Genomic DNA, 25,648 nt, shown 5'->3' on the forward strand with positions numbered 1-25,648 from the left:
CTGCATCTAGGTCAGCTCATCGAGAACCGAATTGAGGCTGTCGACGACCCGCTCAACATCGCTCAACTCCATGTCCGAATAGAGCGGCAAAGACAGTGTGTTTGCGTAATAGCGCGCCGCACCGGGCGGGGCCTGTGTGCCAAACGTCTCGGCATAATAGGGCATGTCCGGCACCGGTATGTAGTGGACCTGGCTGCCAATACCCCGGGCCCGCAGGGCTGTCATGACAGCCGTACGGTCCGTACCCAGGTCCGCAAAATCAATCCGGACCGGGTAGAGGTGCAAACAAGTCTGCGCGGCCGGCTGGGTCCGCACCAGTGCACCAATCCGGTTCTGGTCGGCGAGACAAGCGTCATAATGATCCGCCAGCGCCTGACGACGCACCCGGAAAATATCGAGCCGGGCCAGCTGGGACAGGGCCAGCGCGGCATGAATATCGGACAGACGGTAATTCCAGCCCAGGGCCTGCATTTCCTGTCGCCAGGGTTCAGCGGCATTGCCGCGAAAACGGTCCGGCTCCCGCTCGACACCATGCGAACGCAATTGCGACATGCGGCGCGCTAGATCGGGATCGCGTGTGGTGACCATGCCGCCCTCACCCGCCGCAATGGTTTTTACCGGGTGAAAGGAGAAACAGGCGGCATCGCTGTGCGCACACGCACCCACCGGCCTATCGCCCTGCATGGATCCCAGGGCGTGACAGGCATCTTCCACACAAGACGCACCGGCAGCGCGGGCTTGAGCCGCCAGGGCCGCCATGTCCTGGCACTGCCCCGCCAGATGGACCGGCATGACAGCCCGCACCGGACCATCCGCCCGTTCGAGCGCCTCGGCCAGATCCACCGGTCGCATCAAACCGGTCAGTGGGTCGACATCGGCAAACACGACACGAGCTCCGCAATAGAGCGCTGCATTGGCTGTCGCGGCAAAGGTGATGGCGGGCACAATCACCTGATCCCCGGGCCCGATGCCCAATCCGGCAAGGGCGAGGTGAAGCGCGGCCGTGCCATTGGAACAGGATACGGCGTTCGCCCCCTCCAACGTCTGTGAGAACGCGGTTTCAAACCGTTCGACCGCCGGGCCGGTTGTGAGCCAGCCACTGCGCAACACATCCGTCACGGCGTCAATGTCTGCCGGGTCTATCGACTGTCGACCATAGGGGAGAAAACCGGAAGTCATGCGTTATCCCTGCATGTCAGGAGAGAGGGAGCAAGCCCTCAAACAGAAACGGCGCCCCCGAAAGGACGCCGCCCCCGTGGTGGTGGAGCCGTGAAACCTATTGACCGAACAGGCTGAGGATAATCTGCGGTTCGTTATTGGCGATGGAGAGCGCCTGGACCCCGAGTTGCTGCTTCACCTGCAAGGCCTGTAATCGCGCACTCTCGACCGCCATGTCGGCATCCACCAGATCGCCGACCCCGCCTGTGAGCGTGTCCATCAAACGACCCACGAAATTATTGTGGGCCTCGAGCTTTTTCACATCCGAACCCAGATCCGCGAGTGCCTGGTTCACATTATCAAGGCTTGCCTTAACCGCCGTCACGGCAGCCGTGGCCAGGGTGACAGACCCAAGGCTGGCCGTCGCCGCCAGAGTGATGAAGGTCCCGCCAAAACCCAGATCCCGCGCCTTGAGAGTCACGGTACGGGCCGCATCTGCGTCTGCGAGGAATTCGATTCCGCTCGAGACCGAACCATTGAGCAGGTTGGCACCGTCAAATTCAGCGTTCTGGATGATGACCTGAACCTGGTCGATCAGCGCCTTGAAGTCTGCGTCATAGGCGGCGCGAGAAAACTGGTCGAGCGACGGGTCCATGGCGGCTGTGGCCTTCTCACGCATCTGGATCAGAAGGTCAGAGATGGATTCGCCGGCGGCCATGGCAACATCGCCAATCGAAGTTGCCCGGTTCAGACCGATCTGCACGGCGTCCAGCGCACGAATATCTGACCGCATGGACTGAGCGACTGCATAGATCGCGGAATTGTCCTTAGCACGGGAGACTTTCAGACCGGTATTAATCCGGTTCTGGATATCGCCCATTTCATCATTGGTCTTGTTCAGGTTCTGAAGCGCGACCATTGCGGAAGTATTTGTGTGAACGCTCAGCGTCATCGGTAATTCTCCGGACCAGACTTGGCGCCGCTATTTTGCGGCTGTTGGAACGGAGAAGCGCAAGAGGCGTGCCGAACTGGCACAGGCCATATAAATGTTTTAAATCAATTGCTTAATAATTTCACGGACCGTTGGAACGGACCAGGAGGGCAAGACTGCCCGGTCAAAACCGCCGTTTACCGGTCAATTTCTGCCCAGCCGTCAGGCGCGTTCGTCAACAATTCCCGCGCGCTGCGTCTGCAGGAAGTTGAGCAATTCGGATTGCTTTTCGCTGGGCCAGCGACGGACTTCCTCGCCGGTTTCTTCATCAATCATGAGATAGACAAACTGCCCGGAACTCTCGTCCTGCTGGATCTTGAGACGGGAATTGGCCAGGGCCTGGCGCGCCAGACGCTCGATCTCTTCCGAGCGGGCCTGGGCATCATCCCGGGACGTCTCGGTATCTTCTGTGTCAGAGACCGGCTGTATGCGTTGATCATTTTCACGCGGCCGCTCTTCAAACACCTCACGGGTCTCGACGCGTGACGGCACCACCGGCACGGGACGGGATGAAAAGCCTGTTTCAGCCATATGCAATTCGCTGACGCGGAGACGCCAGCGCCTCCAATACTCGTACTATTCCCGGCGTCAACCACGGGAGGGGATGGCGAATCCCGATGGAATTCGCCATCCAGTCCGCGATTAACGGAAGTAACCCAGGATCGTGTTCGGAGCCTGGTTTGCGATCGACAGAGCCTGAACGCCAAGCTGCTGCTTGACCTGCAGGGACTGCAAACGCGCACTTTCTTTCGCCAGATCCGCGTCAACCAGATTACCGATACCCTTCTCGAGAGCATCAGACAGCTTGCCGATGAAGCCTTTGTGGACATCCAGGGATTTGGAACCGGTACCCAGGCGGGCCAGGGACTGGTTCAGGTTGTCCAGAGAGGTTTCGATCGTGGTCACGATGGTCGATGCATCGCCAGCCGTCGCGAAGGACGCGGTTGCTGCGAGCGTGACGACACCGCCACCCAGGCTGAGGTTTTCGTCGGAAATACGGATCGAATTGGAGCCGTCAGCATTGGCCAGGGCGGAGATCGAGGTCACAGAACCGTTGATCAGGTTGGTTCCGTTGAACTCGGCGTTAGACACGATCGTACCGATCTGGTCGCGCAGGGCCTTGAAGTCTTCGTTCAGAGCCGTACGAGATGCCGTATCGAGCGAGGAGTCAGCAGCCGCCAGGGCTTTTTCTTTCATCTCAACGAGCAGGTCGGAGATGGCTTCACCAGCGGCGAGGCCGACATCCGTCGTCGAGGAGGCCAGATCGAGCGAGTTACCAACAGAGGCATAACCTGCCACGTCGGACCGCATTTTCTGGGCAATAGCGTACACACCACCATTGTCCTTGGCAGAGGACACGGCCAGGCCGGTGTTGATGCGGGACTGAACCTGTTCCAGCTGTTTGTTGGTCGAGTTCAGGTTTTGCAGTGCAACCATGGCACCGGCGTTTGTATTGATAGTAGCCATTTCTTGGCCCTTTCCTTTCTAGGTATCAACGAGCGTTTTGCTCGCAGGGTCTTCTGACCCGGTGTGGAAAGAGCAAGTCACAGGCCAGTTTGGGCTTGCCATATAAGGTAAACGCCAGCTTGCCTGATTCGATGGGATGTTTTTGCCGAGTCACCCTTGCCGCGGTAAGAAATGGGTGGGCAAAATCTGCCGCAATAAGCGCGAATTTGCCCTGCACAAATTGCCGGGCGGCATAAATTTCTGATTTCCAAAAGGTTAATGACGGAATTTACGCAGGCTTACGCACCCCCACCGTGAGCAGAAAAAAATTTGGCGGGGCCGCCCGAAGGCGACCCCGACCGACGAATTATCCGAAGAGCGAGGTGATCGTTCCCGGAGCCTGGTTGGCAATCGAAAGTGCCTGTACGCCCAGCTGCTGCTTGACCTGCAGCGCCTGCAAACGCGCGCTTTCTTTCGCCATGTCGGCATCCACAAGGGCACCGATCCCTGTTTCCAGGGCATCTGACAACTTCGTCACGAAGGATTTGTGGACCTCCACCGCCTTGGCACCCGTACCCAGGCGCGCCAGCGACTGGTTGAGGTTGTCCAGGGAGGTTTCGATCGTCGTCACGATGGTCGACGCATCACCTGCCGTCGCAAAGGACGCAGTGGCCGCCAGCGTAACAACACCGCCACCCAGCGACATGTTCTCATCAGAGATGCGCAGGGTGTTGGAACCATCGGAGTTGGCCAGAGCTGTGATCGACGAAACCGAGTTATTGATCAGGTTGGTTCCGTTGAACTCAGCATTGCTGACGATCGTAGCCACCTGGTCACGCAGGGCCTTGAAGTCTTCGTTCAGGGCCGTACGGGACGAGGAGTCCAGAGAAACATCAGCGGCGGCCAGCGCCTTTTCCTTCATTTCGATGAGCAGGTCGGAAATCGCTTCACCAGCCGCAAGGGCCACGTCAGTGATCGACATGCTCATGTCGAGGCTCTGTTGCACGACACCATAGCCGCCCACTTGAGCGCGCATGCGTTGGGCGATGGCGTAGGTACCGCCGTCATCCTTCGCACTTGCGACCTCAAGGCCGGTATTGATGCGTTTTTGAACCTCTTCAAGGTGCATATTCGTCTTGTTCAAGTTCTGCAGTGCGAGCATCGCACCGGTGTTGGTATTGATAGAAAGAGCCATTGTTGCGTCCTCCATTCTGGAAGCATCCAAACCGGCTTTTGCCGGCTGCGGGCGTTTTGCCCGTGGAGGAACTCGCAAGTGGCGTGCCGGGCACGAGACCCATTTCAGTCAATGTTTTCAGACGATTATGATATGAAAAACGCCACCCCGTCGGGGTGGCGCAATAATGGCCGGGCCAAACTTGCCGCCCGGATATTTTCTGCCTGCCCTCAGGCGGCGGAGGTGGAACCCGCTGGTGCCAGGCCCTGCATGATCGTCCGGTTGAGATCGATCAGATCGTCCAGAGCCGTATTGTCCCGCATCGCCACGGTGGTGTGACGCGAGATGAAGATCGACAGCGATATGATGGATGCGCGCAAATTCTCAGGCAACTGATTACCTTCGCTGGCGCAATCCGTCGCGAAATTGGTCCAGACCCGGCGATTCCAGTCCAGCGCATCACCACGCGTGGCTATATCATGCTTGTCCGCCGCCTTGGCGGCCATCAGAGCACGTGTCACCTGGGCAAACAGGCGGTATTCAGTGGAACGCGGGTCTTCGCTGCGGGTCGCCGCAGCCTGGTAGGCTTGAAGGGACATTTACGCCAGCCTCTCAGCTTCATAATCAAGCAGTTTGCGACAGCGCATCAGCGCCTTGTAATATTCTTTAGCCATGACATCGCGCGACACGGCCACACATTCATTCAAGGTCGCCGGGTCAGAGACCACGCCCATGAATTCATTCATCCGGAGCACGAATTCATCGTACAGCCCATCATCGGACTTGGACGACAAATACATCATCATGATCGGGAAATAGATCCGCTTCACCGGCGTATCGACCTGTTCTGACTGGAGAATATCCTTCTCGCGCAGAACAGATGCCCGGTTTTTGAGAACAAGCGTGGCCCGACGATCGCCATTTTCGACAACGGCGCCGTTGAGGACGAATTTCTCGCCAGGTTTGAGCGAGATTTTCAGGGGCATGCCCACACTCCACGAATCTGCGTGCGACTCTAGTCGCGAATCTTTGCCACAAGGTGGACAGTCAGGGTGAAGAAAAGGTTTCCAAGCCCTGACCCGGCCTCTTCGTTAGCGAGTTCTTAAAGCGAATCTCGCGAGCTGATCGAAAGATGACGAAGGATGAATGCCATGTCCGCCCTAGTTCTGGATCTTGAAGCCGAACTCATTGCCGATGCCGAGCTCCAGCAGAATGAAACCCGTGACGCCATTGGGTTTGGCGGCGGGATGAAGCTGGACAGCCAGGTCAAGCGACTGTCGAAAGAGACGCAATCGCGCCTCAAGAAAGTTGTCGCCATGACCAAGCGGGCCATGAAAGCCTCCGAAGAGGGCGATCACGCCCAGGGTGCGCGTCTGGCCCACAAGGCTCTTGAACTGGCACCCGATGTTGCCCTGACCAATCATGTCATGGGGCTGATGCTGTTCCGGCTGGGACGGCTGTCCAAATCCCTGCCCTTCTTCGAACGCGCCTGGCAGCTCGACCCGCAGGACCCGGAAATCTACCAGAAACTCGGCCTGGTCGCCTGGAAGCTGGACATGCTGGACGGGGCGGAAAAATTCTACCGTATCCAGAACCAGCTCGCGCCGGATCGCGTGGATGGTATTATCAATCTGTCCGGTGTTCTGCGCGATCAGGGCAAGTTTGAAGAAGCCATCGAGCTGTTGCGCATCGCTATCTACGCTCACCAGGGTGATTTCGAACTCTGGAACTCGCTGGGCACAGTGATGATGGATTCCGGCGATCCGGAACAGGCAAAGACGTTTTACGAGGAAGCGCTGCGCCTGAAGCCTGAATTCAGCCGGGCTCACAACAATATGGGTAGTGTCTACGAATTGCTGGGTGAGCCGGAAAAAGCTCTGCCGCACTATGAAGAAGCCCTCAAGGCACCGGTGGACGAAACCGATCGCGCCACCATGGAACACGGTAAGGGGCTGTTGCTGCTGGCCGCAGGACGCGTGAAGGAAGGCTGGGACCAGAACGAAGCCCGCCTCAACCCGCATCGTCCGGACGCCACACTCTTTACGCTGGAAAAACCCTATTGGGACGGCACGGACCTCGCCGAGATCAAGGACAAGAATCTGCTATTGATCGGCGAGCAGGGTCTGGGTGATGAAGTCCTCTTCATGAGCATCGTCCCCGATCTGATCGACGCGGTGGGCACCGGCACGCTGACCATTGCCTGCGAATACCGCCTGATGGATCTGGTCAAGCGCTCCTTCCCCGAAGCCGAGGTCTGCCACCACATGTCGGCCGCCCTTGAAGGTCGCGATGTCCGCGTGGCACCGGCCGGGGAAAAGAATGCCGATATCTGGACCCCCATGGCGACACCGCTGCGCAGCCTGCGCCAGTCGCTGGATGACTACCCGCAGGACCGGGTGGGCTTCCTCAAGCCCGATCCCCTGCGCCAGGAGGTTTTCCGACAGCAATTGGCGGGTTTTGGCGAGGGGCTGAAAGTCGGCATTTTGTGGAAATCCCTGCGCATGACCCCGCGGCGCCACCGTTTCTTCTCGGCCTTCGACGCCTGGAAACCGGTGCTCGACCTGCCCGGCGCCCAGTTTATCAATCTCCAGTACGGCGATGTGGACGAGGAATTGGCCCAGGCCAAGGACGAGTTTGGCATTACCATTCACCAGCCCCGCGATATTGATCTGAAAATGGATCTGGACGGCGTCGCCGCCCTCTCCTCAGCGTGCGATCTCATTCTCGGCCCCATGAACGCCACCACAAACCTGGCCGCGGCTTCCGGGGCGGAGGTCTGGTTTATCCACGCACGGCGCACGACCTGGACACTGATGGGCGCAAATCGCTCCTACTGGTACCCGCAGACCCGGTCTTTCTATGGTGACAAATTCCAGGACTGGGACACGACCATGCGCCGCGTCACCGACGCCCTGCGCACGCGTATCGCCGAAACCGGCTAGATGCGGCTCGCCCTGCGTGCTGATGCCGGGCCGGAGATCGGCCTGGGCCATGTCCGGCGGTGCACACCGCTCGTGCGCGCCCTGCGATCATTCGGGGCCGACATGTCCGTCCTGTCGGCCACCCCCGATGAATGGCCGGACGATATTGCGGCCTCGGCCTGGGAGGAGGATGAGCGCGCCCTGGCCACTCAGGGTTTTGATGGTCTGATCGCCGACTGGGCTGTCACCGATCGTGCCACCTGCACTCATTTTCACCAAGCGGGTCTCGCGCTTGTTCTCATCGGCAATTCAACGCCTGATGCACCGGCCCGTCTGACGCTGCGGCAAAGCCTGCGGCCGTGTATCGAGACGGGCGCAGTCCGGTCCGGCGCGGCTTATCTGCTTTTACCGCCCGATCTGGTTCAGGCCCCGCCCCCGCGCACCGGACCCCAGCGTTTGCTGGTCAGCCTCGGCGGCAGCCAGACCGGACGCCTGCCGGACCTGCTTCCCGTGCTCCACGCCTTGCTCGATGGCAGTGACTGCCTGCAATCCATCACCCTGATCACCCCGGAGGCCGTGCCGCTCTTCCATGACCGGCTGGACGTGCGCGCGCCCTGTGATACCTGGCTCTCGCTGAGTGCCGACCATGATGTCGCGCTGCTGGCCGGCGGCATGAGTGCTCTTGAGGCGCTGGCGAGTGGATGGCCCTGCCATCTCCTGCCCCTCAATGACCCCCAGCGCCAGCGGGCCCGCGAACTGGAAGAGCTCGGCCTGGCACGCTGGACGGATCCGGAAGCGCAGGACTGGGCCCAGGACTTGTCCACACAGCTGCGCCGTCTGCTGGGGAAGATCGAGCTCAGGAAACAGCGACACCAGGCGGGCCGGCAACACATCGACACCCGGGGGCCCCATCGCTGCGCACAGGCGATCCTGGATGCCCTGAAGACCTGAAAGATCAGGCGATCCGGCCAATTCAAAACAAATCCTTAACCCTGCCTCGCAACACACTGGGAGGATAGGATCGAACCGATTCGCGGACCGGTCCAGTGGAGCGCTTTTGCATGTCAGCCAGCCAGACCGACATATCGACCCCGCCGGGCGCACAGACCGGTGAGACCTGGCCCAATTTCCTGGTGATTGGCGCCCCGAAATCGGGCACGACATCGCTCTATCACTATCTCAGCCAGCATCCCGATGTTTTCCTGTCTCCCGTGCGCAAGGAGGGTCGGTTTTTCTCGGGCATTGGTGAAGGCGCGGTCTACTGGCCCCGCTATTATCATTTCGACACCGCGCCAGGCGTCGCCGACTATCAATCCCTGTTCGAGACCCATGCCGGTGAGAGCCATATTGGTGATGTCTCCCCGGACTATTATGCCTATGCCGACATCGCGGCGCCACGTGCCCTCAATTACTGCGGGCCGCACACGCGCATTATCGCCCTTTTGCGCAATCCGGTGGAACGCACCTATTCGCACTATCTGCAGAATGTCCGCCGCGATGCCGAATTTGCCAGTTTCGCCCGGGCGCTCGACGATGAACCGCGCCGGATCGCACAGAATTGGGGCTTCCAGTGGCTGTATGCGGACACGTCCTGCTATGCGCGCCGGATCGCGGTCTGGAAGACGCATTTCCCGCACGCCCTGGTCCTGCTTCAGGACGAGCTTGATGCCGACACACCCGGCGTGGTCGCGCGGGTCCAGGACTATCTCGGCCTGACGCCCCACCCGGTTGAAGTCTCCAAACGCTATAACACCGGCGGCATACCCCGCTCGCGCCTGGCCGTTCTGGATGGCCTGTTCGACGCGCGGGCCACCGACCCGTTCGAAGACATCCATGCCCAGTATATCGCACCGCGCGACACGGCCTCCCAGGATGCGCCAACCGCGGATGGCGTCTATCCGCCCCTGGTCGAGGGTGAAATCACCATTCCGCCCATGCCCGAGGCAGTGCGCGACCAGCTGGTGACCCGGTTCGAACCGGAAATCGCTGCGCTGGAACGCCTGCTGGACCGCAATCTCGATATCTGGAGACCCGGCCCATGAGCCGTATGCCGCGCCATATCCTCGTGACCGGTGTGGGAGCCCCGCCAGGCCTCGGCCTGATGCGATCCCTGCGAGACTGTCCGCTGGCGCTCACGCTGACGGGTGCCGATATCAGCCCTTTTGCGGCCGGCCTGCACGAGCCCGGCTGTGCGGCGCTGGTCCTGCCCCGGGCCGACACACCGCACTATGTCGATGCCGTTCTGGAAGCCTGTCGCCTGCACGAGATTGACACGGTCATTCCGTGTTCCGAAGCCGAACTAGATATTCTGGCCCGTGAAAAACCCCGTTTCGCCGCGGCGTCCATACAGTTGCCAATTGCCGATCCCGAGGTGATGGCCTTTGGCATCGACAAGGCTCTGCTGCTCGAACGGGCCGCGGCCACGGGCTTGCCTCACCCGCGCACACTGGCGCCGCAAAGCGAAGCCGAATTGGCCAACTGGAAAGGGCGTTTTCCCTGTGTGATCAAACCGGCGCGCTCGCGCGGGGCACGCGGTGTGAGCTATCCCGCCGATGCGCTGGATCTGCGCAAGGCCTGGCGCCAGACCACGGCCGAACACGGTCCCTGCCTCGTCCAGGACTTTATTCCCGGCGGGGCCGACACGGTCTACACGATCGGCTCACTCTGGCAGGAGGGGCGACTGATCGCCTCCAGCCTGCACCGCAAGTTGGCCACCAATCCCCCCAACGGAGGCGTCGCCATCGCCGGTGAGACTGTGGTTGATCCGGACATATTGGGTGCCGGACTGGCCGTGCTGCATGCGACCGGTCCCTGGCATGGCCTCACTGCGGTGGAAGTGAAATGCCCGGCGCCCGGTGAAGCGGCCCAATTGCTGGAAATCAACCCGCGCATGTGGGGCTTTGGCTATCTGATGACCCTGGCCGGGCTGAACATGCCGGAACTGCTCGTTCGCATGCTGGCCGGTGAATTCGACCAGACCGACCCCGACCCCGATCAACTCCGCTATTCGCCCCTGCGTGTCGTGCGCAGCTGGGAGGACCGTGTCATGCGCCCCGAAAGCGGGCTGGAGAAAGTCTCATGAACCGCACTGTTGCCGTCATCCAGGCCCGCACAGGATCTCATCGCCTGCCCAACAAAGTCCTGGCGACGCTTTATGATGATGTCTCCATTCTGGCTCACCAGTGCCGCATGCTGCGCCACATGGCCGGCGTGGACGAGCTGGTGATTGCCACGACAGACCATCCCAGCGACGACGCCATCGTCCGGCTCGGCGAGGCGGAAGGCATCCGCACACTGCGAGGCTCAGAGGATGATGTGCTGAGCCGATTTGTCCAGGTGGCCGAACGGACCCTGGCAGGCACGATCGTACGCATCACGTCGGACAGCCCCTTTCGCGATCGCAACGTGATCGAGGCCTGTGTGGCCGCTCACACGGCGGCCCGTGCGGAATATACACGTCCGCGACCGGATCACCTGCCCAAGGGCATGCGGGCCGAGGTCGTGGAAACACGTGTCCTGCAAGCCCTGGATGCGGACCCGGCCACATCCCGTCGGGATCGCGAACATGTTACGCTCCACATCCGTGAACACCCCGACCAATACCGTCTGGAATGGGTGGATTTCCCCAAAGCCTGGCATCGCCCGGACTTCGACCTCTCGGTGGATACGCCCGAAGATCTCGCCTTTGTCCGGTCCGTTTGCCAGACCCTGCGCGAACGCGGGGAAACGCTGGAGATCGGCCCCATCTGCTCCATGCTGGAAGAAATGACCGTGATGGGTGGCCTCATTAAGGACCTCGCCCGATGACCGCTGTCACGCTTATTGCCGAAATCGGCTCCAATCACGATGGCGATCTGGACACGGCCAAACGCTATATCGAGGTGGCCGCTCGGTCCGGTGCCCATGTGGCCAAATTCCAGTCGCTGAGCCGCGAAGGTCTCATCGCACCGCGCATCCTCGACCCGCAAACGGGCGAGATTGTCGATAATCCGAAATACGCCGCCTTTGGCAATCAGGGTCTGAGCGAGGCCTGGCATTATGCGCTGAAGGCCTGTTGCGACGAGAATGGGATCGAATTCATGTCGACACCCTTTTCCCTCGACGCTGTGGATTTGCTCGAGGATGTCGGTGTCAACCGATACAAGATTGCCTCGGGGGATATGACGTTTCGCGCCTTGCAAAAACGTGTCGCCGAAACCGGAAAGCCCGTCATCCAGTCCACCGGCGCCAGCTATCTCGACGAGGTCGAGGACACCGTCGGATTTCTGCAGGCGGCCGGGTGTGACGATCTGACGGTCTTGCACTGCACGGCGACCTATCCACCGGCATGGGATGATATGAATCTCAATGCCCTCACGACCTTGAAAGCGCGCTTCCCGGACCTTGTTCTGGGATTGTCCGATCACTCGCCCGGCGCACTTGCCCCCATAGCCGCCGTCACGTTGGGCGCTCGCATGGTCGAAAAACACGTCACCTTTGATCGCACCAGTCCGGGACCGGATCATCCTTTTGCCATGGAGATGGACGAGTTCGCACAACTCGCCGAGGACCTGTCCCATCTGATCCTTGCGCTGGGCTCTGCCGAGAAGACGCCCGCCGCCAGCGAGTTTCACCGTCGTAACAATCTGCGCCGGGGCCTTTACGACGCCCGGACCGGAGAACCGACAGAGGGGCCGGACGGGGTCTGGCTGCGCCCCTCGCGCGGCGAGAATGACGGCCGCACCGAATAAGCTCCAGCCATGCAAGCTCCAACAAAAAAGGCGCCCTGCGGGGCGCCTTTTGCGTCTGTGCCCTGCGTTACTTGGTGCGGATGGCGTCGATCTTGGACGCTGACACGCCGTCAACGATTGTTCGGTTGATCATCGGATGGTTCTCATCCTGGGGACCGAAATCGGAATCGGGATGATAGGCGATCACACGCATCTCACTGCCAAACGTGCGGAATTTGTGATGCCCCTCGAACGGAATGCGAAACATCGCGCCCGGTACCAGCGGAATGATACCCTCCGGGGTCTCGCATTCGCCTTCGCCCGAAAACACCACGCCAATCCGGTCTGAGGGATGGGTGTGGGAGGTCTGGTCAATACCCGGCGGGAAATAGAGCAGGTTCAGGCACGGATCCCCCATCTTGATCGGGGAGATCAGCAGGCTGTCCGTGCAACCATCAATATATTTCAAACGCCCCTTGGCTTCGACCGGACCGCCGATCGAGAAAAAGGCCTGGTGATCGGCACGGGCCATGACAATACCGCGTCCGCCGGACACAGTGAGCGTGTTATTGGCCGAGAAATACATGCCGGTCGTCAGCGTGAACGTGCCGGTCGACGTGGTGATCGTGGCGTCGCCGTCCTGCACAAAGCCGAAAAACGCCGTCTCCGTTTCATCGAGAACCAGCTCATCCCCGTCCCAGGCGTGCAGCGTGGTCGGGAAATTGGGATCACAATCGGCAATCTTGCCAGTGGCCCATTCGAAGCGGAAAAAATTCTGGGTGCGGATCATACCGTCGGCCATAAGGGTCACCTCTAGTCTGAGGCAATACTATCCGCGGGATTCGTCTTACCAGTCACTTAATTTCGTGCATTTACGAGGCTCACGAGACCATCTGACGCAGGTTTTGCGCAGCCGCCCCTACCCTTGCACGCCGGTTCGCGCTAGATCTTGGCGATGCGCTTTGAAGGTACAGACAGTTATGTAGCTGATGCAGAGCTGAGCGCCGCGGTGAATGCGGCTATCGCTCTGGAGCGTCCGCTGCTCGTCAAGGGCGAGCCGGGCACGGGGAAAACCGAACTGGCCAAACAGGTCGCGCGCGCCATGGGCATGCCGCTACTGGAATGGCATATCAAGTCCACGACCAAGGCGCGCCAGGGCCTCTATGAATATGACGCCGTGGCCCGTCTTCGCGACAGCCAGCTGGGCGATGACAAGGTTCACGACATCGACAATTATATCCGCAAGGGCAAGCTGTGGGAGGCGTTTACGGCGCCCGAACGCTCTGTGCTGCTGATTGATGAAATCGACAAGGCAGATATCGAATTTCCCAATGATCTCCTGCAGGAACTCGACAAGATGGAGTTCCATGTCTACGAGACCGGCGAGACGATCAAAGCGCATCAGCGCCCGGTGGTGATCATCACCTCCAACAATGAAAAGGAATTGCCGGACGCCTTCCTGCGCCGCTGTTTCTTCCACTTCATTGCCTTTCCTGATGAAGCCACGATGCGGGCCATTGTCGATGTGCATTATCCCGGTTTGAAGAGCCGCTTGCTCAGCGAGGCGCTCAAGCTGTTTTATGATGTGCGCTCCGTTCCGGGTGTGAAGAAGAAACCCTCGACCTCGGAATTGCTCGACTGGCTGAAACTGCTGATGGTCGAGGATATTGACCCGGCCGTCCTGACAGAGCGCGATCCGCGCAAACTCATCCCGCCGCTCCATGGCGCCCTGCTGAAAAACGAGCAGGATGTGATGCTGTTCGAAAAACTCGCCTTCATGGCCCGCCGCCAGAACGGACCTGGATCGGGTGGCCCCTCGGGTGGACCGACCGGCGGTCCGGCAGGGGGTCCCGGAGCAGCTTGAACATCGGGCAGCCTGAATACCGGGCAGCCTGAATACCGGGCGGCATGAATACTCGAACATATGGCTGAAAGGGCGGGGATTTTGTCCTCGCCCTTTTTGCGGCCCTGACCTAAACCCGCGGCGGTGTAACTGACAATGAACGAGGCCGTCGATGACATCCCCTGCCCTTGATCCGATGACGCGGTTTCCCGTACCTGGTCAGGCCTCCTTGGCCTATCTCAAACCCATTGTGGCCGGTCACCCCAAGATCGAGGCGGGGGAGTTCACCTATATTCACTCCTTCGACGATCCCGAGCGTTTTGCCGATCAGGTGAAATACGCGTTCGATTTTATTGATGACCGTCTGGTGATCGGCAAATTCTGTTCCATCGCCCACGGGGCCAGCTTTGTGCTCAATGGCGGCAATCACTTTACCGACCGATTGTCGAGTTATCCCTTCCCGGTCTTCGGCGCGTGGGGACAGCCCGACCCCGGTCCATGGCCCAACAAGGGCGGCATTACGATTGGCCATGATGTCTGGATCGGCTGGGACGCGGTGATCATGCCGGGCGTCAGCATTGGCCACGGCGCGATCATCGCCACAAAGGCTGTGGTGACGCGGGATGTCGCGCCCTACACGATTGTGGGCGGCAATCCGGCTCAGCCGATCAAGACCCGCCTGCCGGACGACATGATCGCTCGCCTGCTGGACCTGGCTTGGTGGGACTGGCCGGTCGATACGATCAAGGCGGCCAGCCCGGCCTTGATGAGCGGCGACATTGCCGCCCTCGAGGCTGTTGCCTCACACGCCTGAATTGCGGCTGGCAAAATCTAACGGTTGTTTTAATTGATGCGCGACGGGTTTGCGGATATCTGATCGGCAAACGTTATTCTATAACATTTGGGGCAACAGCGTATCATGTCGAAATATCTCCTTGCCGCCAGTCTCACACTCTGTGCCAGCCCGATGGCTGTGGCTCAGTCGGAGACCGCAACCGAGGGCACGACCGAGACCATTCAGGTCTGGGGTCGGGCCTTTGACCAAATTGGTCAGGCACAGTCCGCCACGGAAGGCCTTGTCGGGTATGACGACATCGCGACACGCCCGATTGCCCGCGTTGGTGAACTGGTCGAGGTCATTCCGGGCATGATTGCCACCCAGCACTCCGGAACGGGCAAGGCCAATCAATACTTCCTGCGCGGCTTCAATCTGGATCACGGAACCGATTTCGCGGCCTATATCGACGGTGCGCCGGTCAATATGCGCAGCCATGGTCATGGCCAGGGCTATCTGGACCTCAACCCGATCATCCCGGAAATGGTCGCCGAGATCCGCTATCGCAAAGGCTCCTATCGGGCCGATGACGGCGATTTCTCATTGGCCGGCTCGGCGCGCTTCGATTTCTATGATGTTCTGCCCGAGAATTTCGCGACCCTGGAACTGGGTGAGTATGGACATGTGCGCACGGCAGCCGGCTACAGCCATGAGACCGCGCACGGCGCGTTCACACTGGGCGGCGAACGAGTGACCTATGATGGTCCGTGGAGCGTGGAGGAAGACGCCGAACGCCTGAACCTTCTGGCACGATATTCCGGCACCGCGCTGGGCGGCGACACCTCCCTGACCGTGATGTATTACGATGCGGACTGGCGCGGAGCGGATCAACTGCCCGAACGCGCGATCGGATCGATCGGCCGTTTTGGCGTTGTCGATCCGGATCTGGGCGGTGCGTCAGAACGCCTCTCTCTGACCGGGCGCTGGGAGAATGAGACGGCCTTTGTGGATGCCTATATCCTGCGGTCTGATTTCACCCTCTTCTCCAACTTCACCTATCTCCTGGAAGATCCGGTGAATGGCGACCAGTTCGAACAACGCGATGAACGCTGGGTGATGGGCGCACGCTATGGTCAAACCGCCCCACTGGGTGATCATTTCACGCTGAACTGGGGCGCAGATGTGCGTCATGATGACATTGGCGAGATCGGCCTGTATCGCTCGACAGCCCGTCAGCGCACCGGAACGATCCGCGCCGATGAAATCACTGAAACCAGCCTGTCCGCCTATAGCGAGCTGACCTGGCGCCCGATCGAGACCCTGCGTCTGACCGGTGGTCTGCGGGCCGACTGGATGGATGTCGAGGTCAATGCACTGACCCTGGCGGATAATGGCGGCACGGGCGATGACAGCCTGATCTCGCCCAAGCTGGGTGCAGCCTGGCAGGTCGCGCCGACCATCGAGCTCTACGCCAATTACGGCCGGGGTTTCCACTCCAATGACGCCCGTGGCGTGACAATCCAGCTGGACCCGGTCAGTGGCGATGCGGTGGACGGTGTGCCACTCATCGTCAAAGGCGATGGGGCCGAGCTGGGCGCGCGCTGGGAAACCGACACACTCAACGTCACTGTGGCCGCCTTCTGGCTCGAGCTCGACAGCGAGCTGGTGTTTGTCGGTGATGGCGGAGCCACTGAACCCAATGACGGCACGGAACGTTTCGGTCTGGAAGCCGCACTGTTCTGGCAGGTCAATGACTGGCTGGTCGCAGATGTCGAAGCCGCCTGGACCGATGCAGCTTTCCAAGGCGTAGGCGCTGATGACCAGATCCCCGGGGCCGTGGAAACCGTGCTCAGTGGCGGCCTGGCGGCCAGCTGGAATAATCTCTCTGCATCCGCCCGGGTCCGTCACTTCGGCGAGGCACCGCTGATCGAGGACGGATCTGTGACCTCTGATCCGACGACACTTGTGAATATCGGTGGCGCCTATGCCCTCGGCGACATGGTCCTGGCGGTCGATGTCTTTAACCTGTTCGACAGTGCGGATGCGGACATCACCTATTTCTACGAGAGTCGCCTATCCGGCGAGGCCGCGGGTGTGGAAGACCGCCACCTACGCAGCGTCGAGCCGCGCCAGTTGCGGGCCAGTGTCACCTGGCATTTCTAGGTTGTCTCGGCTCAGTCGCTGACAGGAACAGACGACGGACGGGATTGCGATCCCGTCCGTTGTGCGTTTGACGGTTCGTCTCTCCCATCATGGTGACAGCGAGGAGCCGGGACAGGCTGACTGCGCCAAGCTTAAATCGGAATAGAATTCTGTTTTGGATTGCTCATTTCGGCTGGATGTGAAACTCTGCGAGAAACACAATTGGGGAGTGTCGCATGTATCGGATTTTGCTGAGTGCCGGAGTGGCCATGACGATGGTGGCGTGCAGCCCGTCCGGCCCGGAAAGCCGCGATGTATCGGACGCCGACACCCGCTATCAGGACACGCTTCTGGAACAATTGATCGACGCCCAGCCCGGTGATGTGATCGAGATTCCCGCAGGTATCTATCATTTCGACCGCTCCCTGACCCTCAATGTTGACGGGGTAACCCTGCGGGGCGCGGGCATGGATGAAACCGTGCTGAACTTTCAGGGACAGATCGCCGGAGCCGAGGGCCTGCTGGTCACGGCCAATGATTTCACCCTGGAACATCTCGCCATCGAGGATACGTCCGGTGACGGGCTGAAGGTCAATGGCGGTCGCAATATCATTATCCGCGGTGTGCGGGTGGAATGGACCGGTGGCTATTCCACCGATAACGGGGCGTACGGGCTCTATCCGGTGCAGACCGAAAACGTGTTGATTGAAGACAGTGTTGCCATCGGCGCATCCGATGCGGGAATTTATGTCGGCCAGTCGCGCAATGTGACCGTGCGCAATAACCGCGCCGAGTTCAATGTGGCCGGCATCGAGGTCGAGAACACCATTCGCGCGGACGTTTACGGCAATACGGCCACCGATAACACCGGCGGCATCCTAGTGTTCAACATGCCCAACCTGCCCCAGCCGGGCTATCATACGCGTGTCTACGATAATGATGTCTTCGCCAACAATACCGAGAATTTCGGACATGCCGGGACACCCGTCGCCAGCATTCCCGCAGGCTCGGGCATTGTGATCAACTCCAATGACCAGGTCGAGATTTTCAATAACCGGCTCAGCGATAACCGCACGGCCAACATCATCATCTCCTCCCTTCAATCGACCGATTACGCCGACAGCGCGACACAATCCGATTTCGATCCCTATCCCGAGACCATCTGGATCCACGGCAACCAATATGATGGCGGTGGGCAAAATCCCGATGGTGTCGAACTGACGGCCCTTAAGGTGATGATGTTCGGCCTGACCGGTGCCCTGCCGGATATCCTGTTTGACGGCTATGTGGATGAGGCAAAATTCGTCGACGGTGCCCTGCCCGATGCCCTGCGTATCTGTGTCGACGACCCGGTTGAGGTGCTCAATGCCGACGGTCCCAACGGGTTTTCCAGTCCGCGGGTCCAGACCGAGATGTTCCAGTGTGCTCATGACGGGCTCGAACCAGCCAGCCTGTCCTTCCTGGACTAAGACCGATGAGCCTGCTGTCGCGTTCTGTCTCCGCCTTGGCGGCGCTCCTGGCCAGCGTCGGGTTGTCGGCCTGCCAACCGCAATATCCCGAGCCGGCATTCCACGCCACGGAGAATCCGCCGCTCTTGTCTCAATGGGGGCAGGTGGAACGTCGCGGGGCGCATCTTGTGCTGGGACGGAATGTTCAGCCCTATGACCTCAATTCTGGCCTGTTCACCGATGACGCCTTGAAACTACGCACCGTATGGATGCCAGCGGGGCTCTCAGCCCGGTATCGCACAGAGGATGTGCTGGATTTCCCGGTCGGAACAGTCATCACCAAGACCTTCTACTACACACGGGCAGGACAGGATGATGACCATCATGTCCGGGTAGATGTCGCGGACACCGTCGGCCTTCAGGCGGAAGGGCTGGATCTGTCGGAGGTTCGGCTCCTTGAAACCCGTATCCTGGTTCACCGCGAGACCGGCTGGGCGGCCCTGCCCTATCGCTGGAATGCGGATCAGAGCGAGGCGCGCCTGCACCGGATCGGCGATATCATCCCGCTCACCCTGACCGAGGCCGACGGTACACTGACCGAGTTCCACTATGTCATGCCGGATGCCAATCAGTGCGCCAGCTGTCACGCCCCGGACTCCAATACCCGGATCATCAATCCGATCGGGCCGAAACCGCGCCATCTGAACCGCAACTTCCCGTATCGGGACGGTGTGGCCAATCAACTCTCACACCTGGCTGCGCTTGGCTGGCTGGACGGTCTGCCCGGCGCGTTCGACATGATTCCGCAAAACGCCGTCTGGACAGACACCGGGGCAAGTCTGGAAGACCGGGCCCGGGCCTATCTCGACATCAATTGCTCGCACTGTCACAGCCCGGTCGGACCCGCTGATACATCGGGTCTGTTCCTGACACCGGACACGCCGCACGGACCCAGCCTGGGCCTGTGCAAACTCCCCATCGCTGCAGGTGGTGGAACAGGCAATCGACCCTATGACATCACACCGGGCGAGCCCGACCTGTCCATTCTCGTTTATCGCATGGACAGCATCCATGCCGACGAGATGATGCCGGAGATTGGTCGCTCAACAGTTGATGAGGCCGGTGTAGCGCTGGTGCGGGACTGGATCGAAAGCCTGGACGGCACGTGCGGGTGATCAGTCGAGATAGCTCGACAGATACCGCTCGAGCGCAATCAGCGCTTCCTCGAAATAGGCTTCGGCGGCGGCGGAGGTCTGTCCAAGGTCAAAAACCAACAGCTCAGCTGCGCAGTAAATCTCCACGGCCATGCGAGCCACATGGTGCGGATTTCCACCCGTAAATCCGTCGGCACCATCGACCCAGCGCGCTTCGAGCACCTGTACCAGCCGCCCCTTCCACTCATCGCGGCGGGCCTGCAATTCCGGCGTGGTCAGGGTGATTCGAAACACCCGGGCATAGGAGGGATCGTTCGCGACCACATCACGCAGTCCCAGGATCATCCCACGCAGGCTGTCGCGCCAGGCCATGTCTTCCGGGTCTGCCAGACGGGCCGCAACGATCCGGTCGGTCTCGCTCTGATAATCATCGAGAATGGCCGCAAAGACCGAATAGATGTTGGGAAAATAGCGATAGACCGAACTGACCGGCACGCCGGCCTCCACGGCGACCGAACTCGTGGTGATCGCGTCATCGCTGTTATTCTCAAGCAGGCGTTTGGTGGCATCGACGATCTGCCGGATACGGTCCTGTGACCGTTTTTGTTGCGGCGCTGCACGACGCCCCAGATCTACTTTTGATACCGTTATTCTTTCACTCAACGCGTTAAGCCTCTTATTGGTTTTGTTTGCTCGCACCGGCGCTTCAACATTTCAATCTGGTCTCCCGGAGCGTGTCTGGCAAGGCCAGGCGTCCCATCCATTCACGCCAGAGCGTGCCGCCAGGGCTCGACTTGGCCGACGGGCACTCTATGCTTTGACACATGTTGCACCACTTCTTCACCGAGCTCCGCGCCGCCAAGATTCCCGTCACAACTCGGGAGTATCTGACGCTTCTTGAAGCCTTAGACAAAGGCGTGATCGAACCCGATATCGGTCATTTCTATGCGGTGAGCCGCGCGGCCCTGGTGAAGGATGAGAAGGATTTCGACAAGTTCGATGCTGTCTTCAGCCATGTCTTCCGGGGTGTGGAGACGCTGGGCGCGCTGTTCGAGGAAGAGGACATTCCCTCCGACTGGCTGGAAGCCGTGCTTCAGCGCATGCTGTCGGACGAGGAACGCGAAGCTCTCGAAGCCATGGATTTCGATGAGCTGATGGAGACCCTCAAGGAGCGCCTGGACGAGCAGGAAAAACGCCATGAGGGCGGCAATAAATGGATCGGTACGGGCGGCACATCGCCCTTTGGCAATTCCGGCTATAATCCGGCCGGTGTGCGCATCGGCGGCCAATCCAAGCACAAAAAGGCTGTCAAAGTCTGGGAACAGCGCCGCTACAAGGATCTTGATGGCGAACGCGAACTGGGGACGCGCAATCTGAAAGTCGCGCTGCGACGCCTGCGTAAATTCGCCCGGGACGGCGCGCAGGACGAGCTTGACCTGGGCGGTACCATTGATGCCACCGCCAAACAGGGCTGGCTGGACGTGATCATGCGTCCTGAACGCCGCAATGCCATCAAGGTGCTCGCCTTGTTCGATGTCGGCGGATCCATGGATCCCTATGTGCGCATGTGTGAGGACCTGTTTTCGGCCGCGCGCTCCACGTTCAAGAATCTGGAGTATCTCTACTTCCACAACTGCCCCTATGAAGGGTTGTGGCAATCCAATGTTCGACGCCGGTCTGAAACCGTTCCGACCCTCGACATGATGCATAAATATCCACGCGACTGGAAAGTCATCATCGTGGGTGATGCCGCCATGGCCCCTTATGAAGTCACGCACGCCGGCGGGTCCGTGGAACACTGGAATGAAGAAGCGGGCGCGGTCTGGCTGAACCGGATCGTCGAGACCTGGCCCGATCTGGTGTGGCTCAATCCCCAGCCGGAAAAATGGTGGAGCTATTCCCATTCCACCACGCTCATCCAGGACATTATCGGCAAGCACCGGATGTTCCCGCTCACCCTGGAAGGCGTGGATGACGCCATGCGTGAACTCGGGCGCTAGGCCGGCTCAGGCCCGTTCGAGCCAGCGTGCCAGCACCCAAGCCGTCGCCATGTGACGCATGCGCGCAATGGCCTCATCGGGATCAAGCCAGACCAGTCGATGGTCAGGTTCACAGGAATCGCCGTGATCCCCGATGGGATCGCAGGGATAATAGGCCGCGTGATACAACAAGGTATCGCCATTGGACCGATCAACATACTGACGCGCGCGCAGATAGACCCCCGTCGAACGAACCTCCCAGCCGGTTTCTTCGCGGCATTCGCGCACCACACAGTCTTCGCCGGTCTCACCCAGCTCGCAGCGCCCGCCCGGCAAGTCCCAGCAGATGCCATACGGGCGCTCGATCTCTACGCAGGCAACCGCGCCCTGAGCGTCCGTGAAGAGCGCAAATGCGGCGGCCTGTGATCGATAGATCGCACCGCGCCGGGGCGTGCCAAACCGTGGCCCTTCAAACGCGTCGGGCATTTGCGGCCTATTCGGCGTCAAATCGTCCTTCATCCGGATCCAGCCCCAGCTCCTGGTCGACACGGGCTATCCAGCCCCGCACATTGAGGAATTCATCGAGGTCAAACCCGCCCTCATCCGCCATGCGTGTATAGGCGACAAGCGCGATATCGGCGAGTGTCGGACGGTCGGCGACCAGGAAGTCGCGAGACAGCAAACGCATCTCCATGACCCCCAGCGCACGGCGGCCCCGGGCGAGGAGTTCCGGATCGATCTCATCATCGCCCAGCTGGCGATAGGCTTTCTGGAAACGCCGCACCGCAATATAGGGTTCATGGCTGTATTGTTCCCAGAACATCCACTCGAACATTTTTGCACGGTCAAACGGATCGTTCGGGATCAGATCTGTCCCTTCCGCCAGGAAGGTGATGATGGCATTGGACTGGGCCAGAACCCGGCCGTCTGGTCGGACCAGACAGGGCACCTGGCCGGCTGGATTAATCGCCAAGAACTCCTCCGAGCGGGTTTGTCCGCTCAAGATATCGATGTCACGCCAGGCATAATCCATGTCCAAATAATGCGCTGTCCATTTCACCTTGAGGCAGTTTCCGCTGCGGTGGTCTCCGTAGAGAATGGATGAAGTGCTCATGCGATCGTCTCCTTGGCAGCGTCAGGCCAACCCTGTGACAGTCCGGCCTCTTGGGGCAATCCCCTCCCCCGCCTATAAGAGGGTCTCCTAGTGATTTGCAAGGCTGTTTCCATGGCTGTTCCGACGAATACCCCGCCACTCGCTCCAGAAGACTGCACCAGCATGGCTGAGGTGCGCGAGGGTGTGGACGCTCTTGATCGGCAACTTGTGGCCTTGATCACGACACGCGCGGGCTATATGCGCGCCGCAGCCCGCATCAAACCGGACCGGGGTGCCGTCCGCGATGACTGGCGGATCGAGGATGTGGTGAGCAAGGTCAAGGCGGAAGCCGAGAAGTGCGGACTTCCGGTCACGCTCGCGGAACCGGTCTGGCGCGAGCTGATCGAACAATCCATCCGCTATGAGTTTGAGATCTGGGACTCAACGCGCGAAAGCGCTGACAGCTAGGCCGCGTGGGACTTGCGCCCGGGAAGGCTGGCCTCAGTCTTCAATACGGTTTCACGAATGTGGTGGACCACGGCGGGCCAGGCGGATGGCACAGCCTCTTCGGCCGCTTCACAGATCTCACCCAGGGCAAACGCCCCCACACCACGGGCAGAGCCCTTGAGCGTGTGGGTTGCCGCACGCCAGCTCTCGCTGTCGGTGGCCTGGGCCATCGCCTCCAGACAGGTCTCGGCCTGAATGCGCATGAGTGTCAGGAGTTCATCGCGCAGCTCCTCATCCCCGCCCGTATAGCGGGCCAGATGGTCTGCATCAAAAAGGGGCGCCTCTTGAAAGGTCTGCGTTTCGAACATGGTGTCCTCCCGTAGGCGTGGAGACTGACATAGTTCGAGACGGGATTCACGGCGCTTCTGGATCTATGATTAACGCCGCATAAAAGTGACGACACCCGCATCGAAGCAAACCTGGACACAACGCCAAACGCCCGACCAGAGGCCGGGCGTCGTGACAGTTTCATTCCGTGTGAGGGGCGCTGCTAGCCCGCGGCACGCACGTCACCCAGGAAGGTGGACACTGTGGCGTTCAGGCGATCAGCCCGTTCCGTCACGGTGCGCACGGCCTTGAGCACTTCCTGCGACGCGTCGCCGGTCTGCATCGCCGAGTTGGACACGGCATCCACATTCTCCGACACATTGCGGGCGCTCATGGCGGCCTGTTGAACCGAACCAGAGATTTCGCGCGTCGAGGCACTTTGCTCTTCGGCTGCAGCCGCAATGGCCGAGGAGGCACGGGAGATATTGGCGACGGCCCGTGTCACTTCCTCGATCGATTGCGAGGAGCTTTCGGCGGCATCCTGGATCGCCTGGATCTGGTCGCGAATATCATCGGTGGCCTGCGCTGTCTGGCTGGCCAGGGATTTCACCTCGGCAGCGACCACAGCAAAACCCTTGCCTGCCTCACCGGCACGCGCGGCCTCGATCGTGGCGTTGAGCGCCAGCAGATTGGTCTGCTCGGAGATATCATTGATCAACTGAATGACATGGCCGATTTGCTGGGCTGCATCACCCAGATTGTTCACCACACCATGAACGGCCTGGGAGCGCTCATCCGCCTGGGCGGCCATATCAGACGAGGACTGGATCTGTTGAACGACTTCATGGATCGAGGCCGTCAGCTCCTCCGATGCCGCAGCGACGGATTCCACATTAGCGGAGGCCTCAGCCGCTGACTGCGCCATCTGCCCGCTCATCTCCGAGCCACTGGACGCGGCCTGGGACAGCTGTTCGGACATGCCCATCATACCTTCACAGGCCTGGCTGACCTCGCCGAGCAATTCGGTCACTTCACGATCGAAATCCTGGGCCAGACGGTTCACCGCCTCGGCACGGCGTTCATTGGCTTCAGCCAGGGCGCGTTGATCCGCTTCCAGATCCTCGGCTTTGAGGGCGTTGTCGCGGAATTTACGCAGGCTCTTGACCACAGCACCCAGCTCGTCCGAACGCTCCAGTCCGTCGATGTCGAGATGATAATCACCATCCGCCAGGCGCTCGGTTGCGCCAGCAATCTCGTTGACAGAACGCGCGACATTGCGGCCAAACACACTGGCCAGAGCAAACATGGCCACACCGGCAAACACGGCCAGCCCCACAAAGGTCCAGACAGCCCGCGTCGCAGCCGCCTGGGCTTCCGCCGTCCGGGCCATCGACGCCGCAACTGACGCATGAGCCGCACCTTCAAGGTCAGCGCTCAACTGTTTGAAAACATCATCAAAGGGCGTGAGGAAGGCAACAGAGCTGGCGAAATCCAGTTCCAGCATCTGCCCCACAAAATCCAGAGCATCCTTGTAAAGACCTAGCTGCTCGACAATCGTCGCGAGAGTCGCGTTCAGCTCGGCGTCCTCGGATGCCGCCTGCAGTGCGGACACATCAGCGGACAGGGCCTCAGCATCGGCAATGATGGTGGCAAATCCGCCTGCAACATCCGTCGCCTGGCCCGCAGCCTGGTTTGTAATCAGTTGGAAGGTCTGAGCGTTGATCGTCTCAAGACGGGCACGCAGCGCGGTGAGCTCCACGCTGACTTCCATTGAATCGACGACTTCGGCCTGCGTGGACGATCCGGAATTCAGGGAGATTGCTCCCAATCCGGCCACCAGCGCCAAGGCGAGAACAGCCGCGATCGGCGTCACCGCAAAGGTCTGTGCGATACTCAGTTTAGACATCAGGCCCTTAATCATGACCAACTCTCCCTGGCGCACCACAACCCTTGGTATATTCCGCGCCCATTTCGTACTTTTGCGTTATCTCTCAAAAACTTAGGCAATGCTCAGTGTCTGCCAGACGCCTGAAGTTGTGGT

Annotated in this window: 26 protein-coding genes; 13 read left to right on the plus strand and 13 right to left on the minus strand. The window is 60.2% G+C overall.

Annotated features, from left to right (window positions below):
- Nucleotides 1–6: 6 nt before the first annotated feature.
- The 7 genes from pseC to flbT all read right to left on the minus strand — a co-directional run bounded on the left by pseC (nt 7) and on the right by flbT (nt 5,755).
- Nucleotides 7–1,179: a UDP-4-amino-4,6-dideoxy-N-acetyl-beta-L-altrosamine transaminase gene (gene pseC / locus RMQ97_RS10065; protein ID WP_413660747.1), complete on the minus strand. Its 1,173-nt coding sequence runs from the start codon at nt 1,177–1,179 to the stop codon at nt 7–9.
- 97 nt (nt 1,180–1,276) lie between these two features.
- A complete protein-coding gene (locus RMQ97_RS10070) occupies nt 1,277–2,110 on the minus strand; it encodes a flagellin (protein ID WP_413660748.1) in 834 nt (277 codons plus the stop codon).
- Between the two features lie 201 nt (nt 2,111–2,311).
- On the minus strand, nt 2,312–2,680 hold the full coding sequence (locus RMQ97_RS10075; RefSeq protein WP_413660749.1) for a flagellar protein FlaG: 369 nt from the start codon (nt 2,678–2,680) through the stop codon (nt 2,312–2,314).
- Between the two features lie 111 nt (nt 2,681–2,791).
- Complete coding sequence (locus tag RMQ97_RS10080; RefSeq protein ID WP_413660750.1) at nt 2,792–3,616, minus strand: flagellin; 825 nt, start codon at nt 3,614–3,616, stop codon at nt 2,792–2,794.
- A 346-nt stretch (nt 3,617–3,962) separates the two neighbouring features.
- Nucleotides 3,963–4,805: a flagellin gene (locus tag RMQ97_RS10085; RefSeq protein ID WP_413660751.1), complete on the minus strand. Its 843-nt coding sequence runs from the start codon at nt 4,803–4,805 to the stop codon at nt 3,963–3,965.
- 194 nt (nt 4,806–4,999) lie between these two features.
- Nucleotides 5,000–5,368 carry a flagellar biosynthesis regulator FlaF gene (gene flaF / locus RMQ97_RS10090; RefSeq protein WP_413660752.1) on the minus strand — a complete coding sequence of 123 codons (369 nt, stop codon included), beginning with the start codon at nt 5,366–5,368 and terminating at the stop codon, nt 5,000–5,002.
- Entirely contained in the window at nt 5,369–5,755 is a 387-nt protein-coding gene (flbT, locus tag RMQ97_RS10095; RefSeq protein WP_413660753.1) for a flagellar biosynthesis repressor FlbT, read from the minus strand. It abuts the gene before it with no gap.
- Nucleotides 5,756–5,920: 165 nt separating this feature from the next.
- On the opposite strand from flbT, the gene RMQ97_RS10100 reads away from it, so the two are divergent.
- The 6 genes from RMQ97_RS10100 (at nt 5,921) to RMQ97_RS10125 (ending at nt 12,420) form a co-directional block, all read left to right on the plus strand.
- Nucleotides 5,921–7,711, plus strand: coding sequence for a tetratricopeptide repeat protein (locus RMQ97_RS10100; RefSeq protein WP_413660754.1), 1,791 nt, complete (start codon nt 5,921–5,923; stop codon nt 7,709–7,711).
- Nucleotides 7,712–8,641 carry a hypothetical protein gene (locus RMQ97_RS10105; protein WP_413660755.1) on the plus strand — a complete coding sequence of 310 codons (930 nt, stop codon included), beginning with the start codon at nt 7,712–7,714 and terminating at the stop codon, nt 8,639–8,641.
- Between the two features lie 110 nt (nt 8,642–8,751).
- Complete coding sequence (locus RMQ97_RS10110) at nt 8,752–9,732, plus strand: sulfotransferase family protein (RefSeq protein WP_413660756.1); 981 nt, start codon at nt 8,752–8,754, stop codon at nt 9,730–9,732.
- Nucleotides 9,729–10,772 carry a hypothetical protein gene (locus tag RMQ97_RS10115; protein WP_413660757.1) on the plus strand — a complete coding sequence of 348 codons (1,044 nt, stop codon included), beginning with the start codon at nt 9,729–9,731 and terminating at the stop codon, nt 10,770–10,772. The genes RMQ97_RS10110 and RMQ97_RS10115 overlap by 4 nt, the downstream gene beginning before the upstream one ends.
- Entirely contained in the window at nt 10,769–11,497 is a 729-nt protein-coding gene (locus RMQ97_RS10120) for a cytidylyltransferase domain-containing protein (protein WP_413660758.1), read from the plus strand. The genes RMQ97_RS10115 and RMQ97_RS10120 overlap by 4 nt, the downstream gene beginning before the upstream one ends.
- Nucleotides 11,494–12,420, plus strand: a complete 927-nt coding sequence (locus RMQ97_RS10125) for an N-acetylneuraminate synthase family protein (protein ID WP_413660759.1) — start codon at nt 11,494–11,496, stop codon at nt 12,418–12,420. The genes RMQ97_RS10120 and RMQ97_RS10125 overlap by 4 nt, the downstream gene beginning before the upstream one ends.
- A gap of 67 nt (nt 12,421–12,487) precedes the next feature.
- On the opposite strand, the gene RMQ97_RS10130 is transcribed toward RMQ97_RS10125, so the two are convergent.
- Nucleotides 12,488–13,201, minus strand: a complete 714-nt coding sequence (locus tag RMQ97_RS10130) for a cupin domain-containing protein (protein WP_413660760.1) — start codon at nt 13,199–13,201, stop codon at nt 12,488–12,490.
- 153 nt (nt 13,202–13,354) lie between these two features.
- Between RMQ97_RS10130 and RMQ97_RS10135 the strand changes: the two genes are divergently transcribed.
- From RMQ97_RS10135 to RMQ97_RS10155, 5 genes are all read left to right on the plus strand, one after another.
- A complete protein-coding gene (locus RMQ97_RS10135; protein WP_413660761.1) occupies nt 13,355–14,263 on the plus strand; it encodes an AAA family ATPase in 909 nt (302 codons plus the stop codon).
- A gap of 151 nt (nt 14,264–14,414) precedes the next feature.
- Nucleotides 14,415–15,056: a CatB-related O-acetyltransferase gene (locus tag RMQ97_RS10140; RefSeq protein WP_413660762.1), complete on the plus strand. Its 642-nt coding sequence runs from the start codon at nt 14,415–14,417 to the stop codon at nt 15,054–15,056.
- Between the two features lie 105 nt (nt 15,057–15,161).
- Entirely contained in the window at nt 15,162–17,180 is a 2,019-nt protein-coding gene (locus tag RMQ97_RS10145) for a TonB-dependent receptor (protein WP_413660763.1), read from the plus strand.
- A gap of 215 nt (nt 17,181–17,395) precedes the next feature.
- Nucleotides 17,396–18,628: a parallel beta-helix domain-containing protein gene (locus RMQ97_RS10150; protein WP_413660764.1), complete on the plus strand. Its 1,233-nt coding sequence runs from the start codon at nt 17,396–17,398 to the stop codon at nt 18,626–18,628.
- Nucleotides 18,629–18,633: 5 nt separating this feature from the next.
- A complete protein-coding gene (locus RMQ97_RS10155) occupies nt 18,634–19,782 on the plus strand; it encodes an SO2930 family diheme c-type cytochrome (RefSeq protein ID WP_413660765.1) in 1,149 nt (382 codons plus the stop codon).
- On the opposite strand, the gene RMQ97_RS10160 is transcribed toward RMQ97_RS10155, so the two are convergent.
- Nucleotides 19,783–20,424 (minus strand): TetR/AcrR family transcriptional regulator, encoded by a 642-nt coding sequence (locus RMQ97_RS10160; protein ID WP_413660766.1) that lies wholly within the window; start codon nt 20,422–20,424, stop codon nt 19,783–19,785.
- Between the two features lie 161 nt (nt 20,425–20,585).
- Here RMQ97_RS10160 and RMQ97_RS10165 point away from each other — a divergent pair, with 161 nt between their 5' ends.
- A complete protein-coding gene (locus tag RMQ97_RS10165; protein WP_413660767.1) occupies nt 20,586–21,761 on the plus strand; it encodes a vWA domain-containing protein in 1,176 nt (391 codons plus the stop codon).
- A gap of 6 nt (nt 21,762–21,767) precedes the next feature.
- Here RMQ97_RS10165 and RMQ97_RS10170 read toward each other — a convergent pair whose 3' ends face one another.
- A complete protein-coding gene (locus tag RMQ97_RS10170) occupies nt 21,768–22,226 on the minus strand; it encodes an NUDIX domain-containing protein (RefSeq protein WP_413660768.1) in 459 nt (152 codons plus the stop codon).
- A gap of 7 nt (nt 22,227–22,233) precedes the next feature.
- On the minus strand, nt 22,234–22,854 hold the full coding sequence (locus tag RMQ97_RS10175) for a glutathione S-transferase family protein (RefSeq protein WP_413660769.1): 621 nt from the start codon (nt 22,852–22,854) through the stop codon (nt 22,234–22,236).
- Between the two features lie 111 nt (nt 22,855–22,965).
- Here RMQ97_RS10175 and RMQ97_RS10180 point away from each other — a divergent pair, with 111 nt between their 5' ends.
- A complete protein-coding gene (locus RMQ97_RS10180; RefSeq protein ID WP_413660770.1) occupies nt 22,966–23,301 on the plus strand; it encodes a chorismate mutase in 336 nt (111 codons plus the stop codon).
- Here the strand turns inward: RMQ97_RS10180 and RMQ97_RS10185 are convergent.
- Nucleotides 23,298–23,648: an Hpt domain-containing protein gene (locus tag RMQ97_RS10185; RefSeq protein ID WP_413660771.1), complete on the minus strand. Its 351-nt coding sequence runs from the start codon at nt 23,646–23,648 to the stop codon at nt 23,298–23,300. The genes RMQ97_RS10180 and RMQ97_RS10185 overlap by 4 nt on opposite strands.
- Before the next feature lie 182 nt (nt 23,649–23,830).
- On the minus strand, nt 23,831–25,528 hold the full coding sequence (locus RMQ97_RS10190) for a methyl-accepting chemotaxis protein (protein WP_413660772.1): 1,698 nt from the start codon (nt 25,526–25,528) through the stop codon (nt 23,831–23,833).
- Nucleotides 25,529–25,648 lie beyond the last annotated feature (120 nt).

This window comes from Maricaulis sp. D1M11 (assembly GCF_047308265.1).
Classification (GTDB): Bacteria; Pseudomonadota; Alphaproteobacteria; order Caulobacterales; family Maricaulaceae; genus Maricaulis.

Excerpts from the sequence above, each read along its gene's own strand:
- pseC (WP_413660747.1), bottom strand. The coding sequence starts at position 1,179 with ATGACTTCCGGTTTTCTCCCCTATGGTCGACAGTCGATAGACCCGGCA.
- RMQ97_RS10070 (WP_413660748.1), bottom strand. The coding sequence starts at position 2,110 with ATGACGCTGAGCGTTCACACAAATACTTCCGCAATGGTCGCGCTTCAG.
- RMQ97_RS10075 (WP_413660749.1), bottom strand. The coding sequence starts at position 2,680 with ATGGCTGAAACAGGCTTTTCATCCCGTCCCGTGCCGGTGGTGCCGTCA.
- RMQ97_RS10080 (WP_413660750.1), bottom strand. The coding sequence starts at position 3,616 with ATGGCTACTATCAATACAAACGCCGGTGCCATGGTTGCACTGCAAAAC.
- RMQ97_RS10085 (WP_413660751.1), bottom strand. The coding sequence starts at position 4,805 with ATGGAGGACGCAACAATGGCTCTTTCTATCAATACCAACACCGGTGCG.
- flaF (WP_413660752.1), bottom strand. The coding sequence starts at position 5,368 with ATGTCCCTTCAAGCCTACCAGGCTGCGGCGACCCGCAGCGAAGACCCG.
- flbT (WP_413660753.1), bottom strand. The coding sequence starts at position 5,755 with ATGCCCCTGAAAATCTCGCTCAAACCTGGCGAGAAATTCGTCCTCAAC.
- RMQ97_RS10100 (WP_413660754.1), top strand. The coding sequence starts at position 5,921 with ATGTCCGCCCTAGTTCTGGATCTTGAAGCCGAACTCATTGCCGATGCC.
- RMQ97_RS10105 (WP_413660755.1), top strand. The coding sequence starts at position 7,712 with ATGCGGCTCGCCCTGCGTGCTGATGCCGGGCCGGAGATCGGCCTGGGC.
- RMQ97_RS10110 (WP_413660756.1), top strand. The coding sequence starts at position 8,752 with ATGTCAGCCAGCCAGACCGACATATCGACCCCGCCGGGCGCACAGACC.
- RMQ97_RS10115 (WP_413660757.1), top strand. The coding sequence starts at position 9,729 with ATGAGCCGTATGCCGCGCCATATCCTCGTGACCGGTGTGGGAGCCCCG.
- RMQ97_RS10120 (WP_413660758.1), top strand. The coding sequence starts at position 10,769 with ATGAACCGCACTGTTGCCGTCATCCAGGCCCGCACAGGATCTCATCGC.
- RMQ97_RS10125 (WP_413660759.1), top strand. The coding sequence starts at position 11,494 with ATGACCGCTGTCACGCTTATTGCCGAAATCGGCTCCAATCACGATGGC.
- RMQ97_RS10130 (WP_413660760.1), bottom strand. The coding sequence starts at position 13,201 with ATGGCCGACGGTATGATCCGCACCCAGAATTTTTTCCGCTTCGAATGG.
- RMQ97_RS10135 (WP_413660761.1), top strand. The coding sequence starts at position 13,355 with ATGCGCTTTGAAGGTACAGACAGTTATGTAGCTGATGCAGAGCTGAGC.
- RMQ97_RS10140 (WP_413660762.1), top strand. The coding sequence starts at position 14,415 with ATGACATCCCCTGCCCTTGATCCGATGACGCGGTTTCCCGTACCTGGT.
- RMQ97_RS10145 (WP_413660763.1), top strand. The coding sequence starts at position 15,162 with ATGTCGAAATATCTCCTTGCCGCCAGTCTCACACTCTGTGCCAGCCCG.
- RMQ97_RS10150 (WP_413660764.1), top strand. The coding sequence starts at position 17,396 with ATGTATCGGATTTTGCTGAGTGCCGGAGTGGCCATGACGATGGTGGCG.
- RMQ97_RS10155 (WP_413660765.1), top strand. The coding sequence starts at position 18,634 with ATGAGCCTGCTGTCGCGTTCTGTCTCCGCCTTGGCGGCGCTCCTGGCC.
- RMQ97_RS10165 (WP_413660767.1), top strand. The coding sequence starts at position 20,586 with ATGTTGCACCACTTCTTCACCGAGCTCCGCGCCGCCAAGATTCCCGTC.
- RMQ97_RS10170 (WP_413660768.1), bottom strand. The coding sequence starts at position 22,226 with ATGCCCGACGCGTTTGAAGGGCCACGGTTTGGCACGCCCCGGCGCGGT.
- RMQ97_RS10175 (WP_413660769.1), bottom strand. The coding sequence starts at position 22,854 with ATGAGCACTTCATCCATTCTCTACGGAGACCACCGCAGCGGAAACTGC.
- RMQ97_RS10180 (WP_413660770.1), top strand. The coding sequence starts at position 22,966 with ATGGCTGTTCCGACGAATACCCCGCCACTCGCTCCAGAAGACTGCACC.
- RMQ97_RS10185 (WP_413660771.1), bottom strand. The coding sequence starts at position 23,648 with ATGTTCGAAACGCAGACCTTTCAAGAGGCGCCCCTTTTTGATGCAGAC.
- RMQ97_RS10190 (WP_413660772.1), bottom strand. The coding sequence starts at position 25,528 with ATGATTAAGGGCCTGATGTCTAAACTGAGTATCGCACAGACCTTTGCG.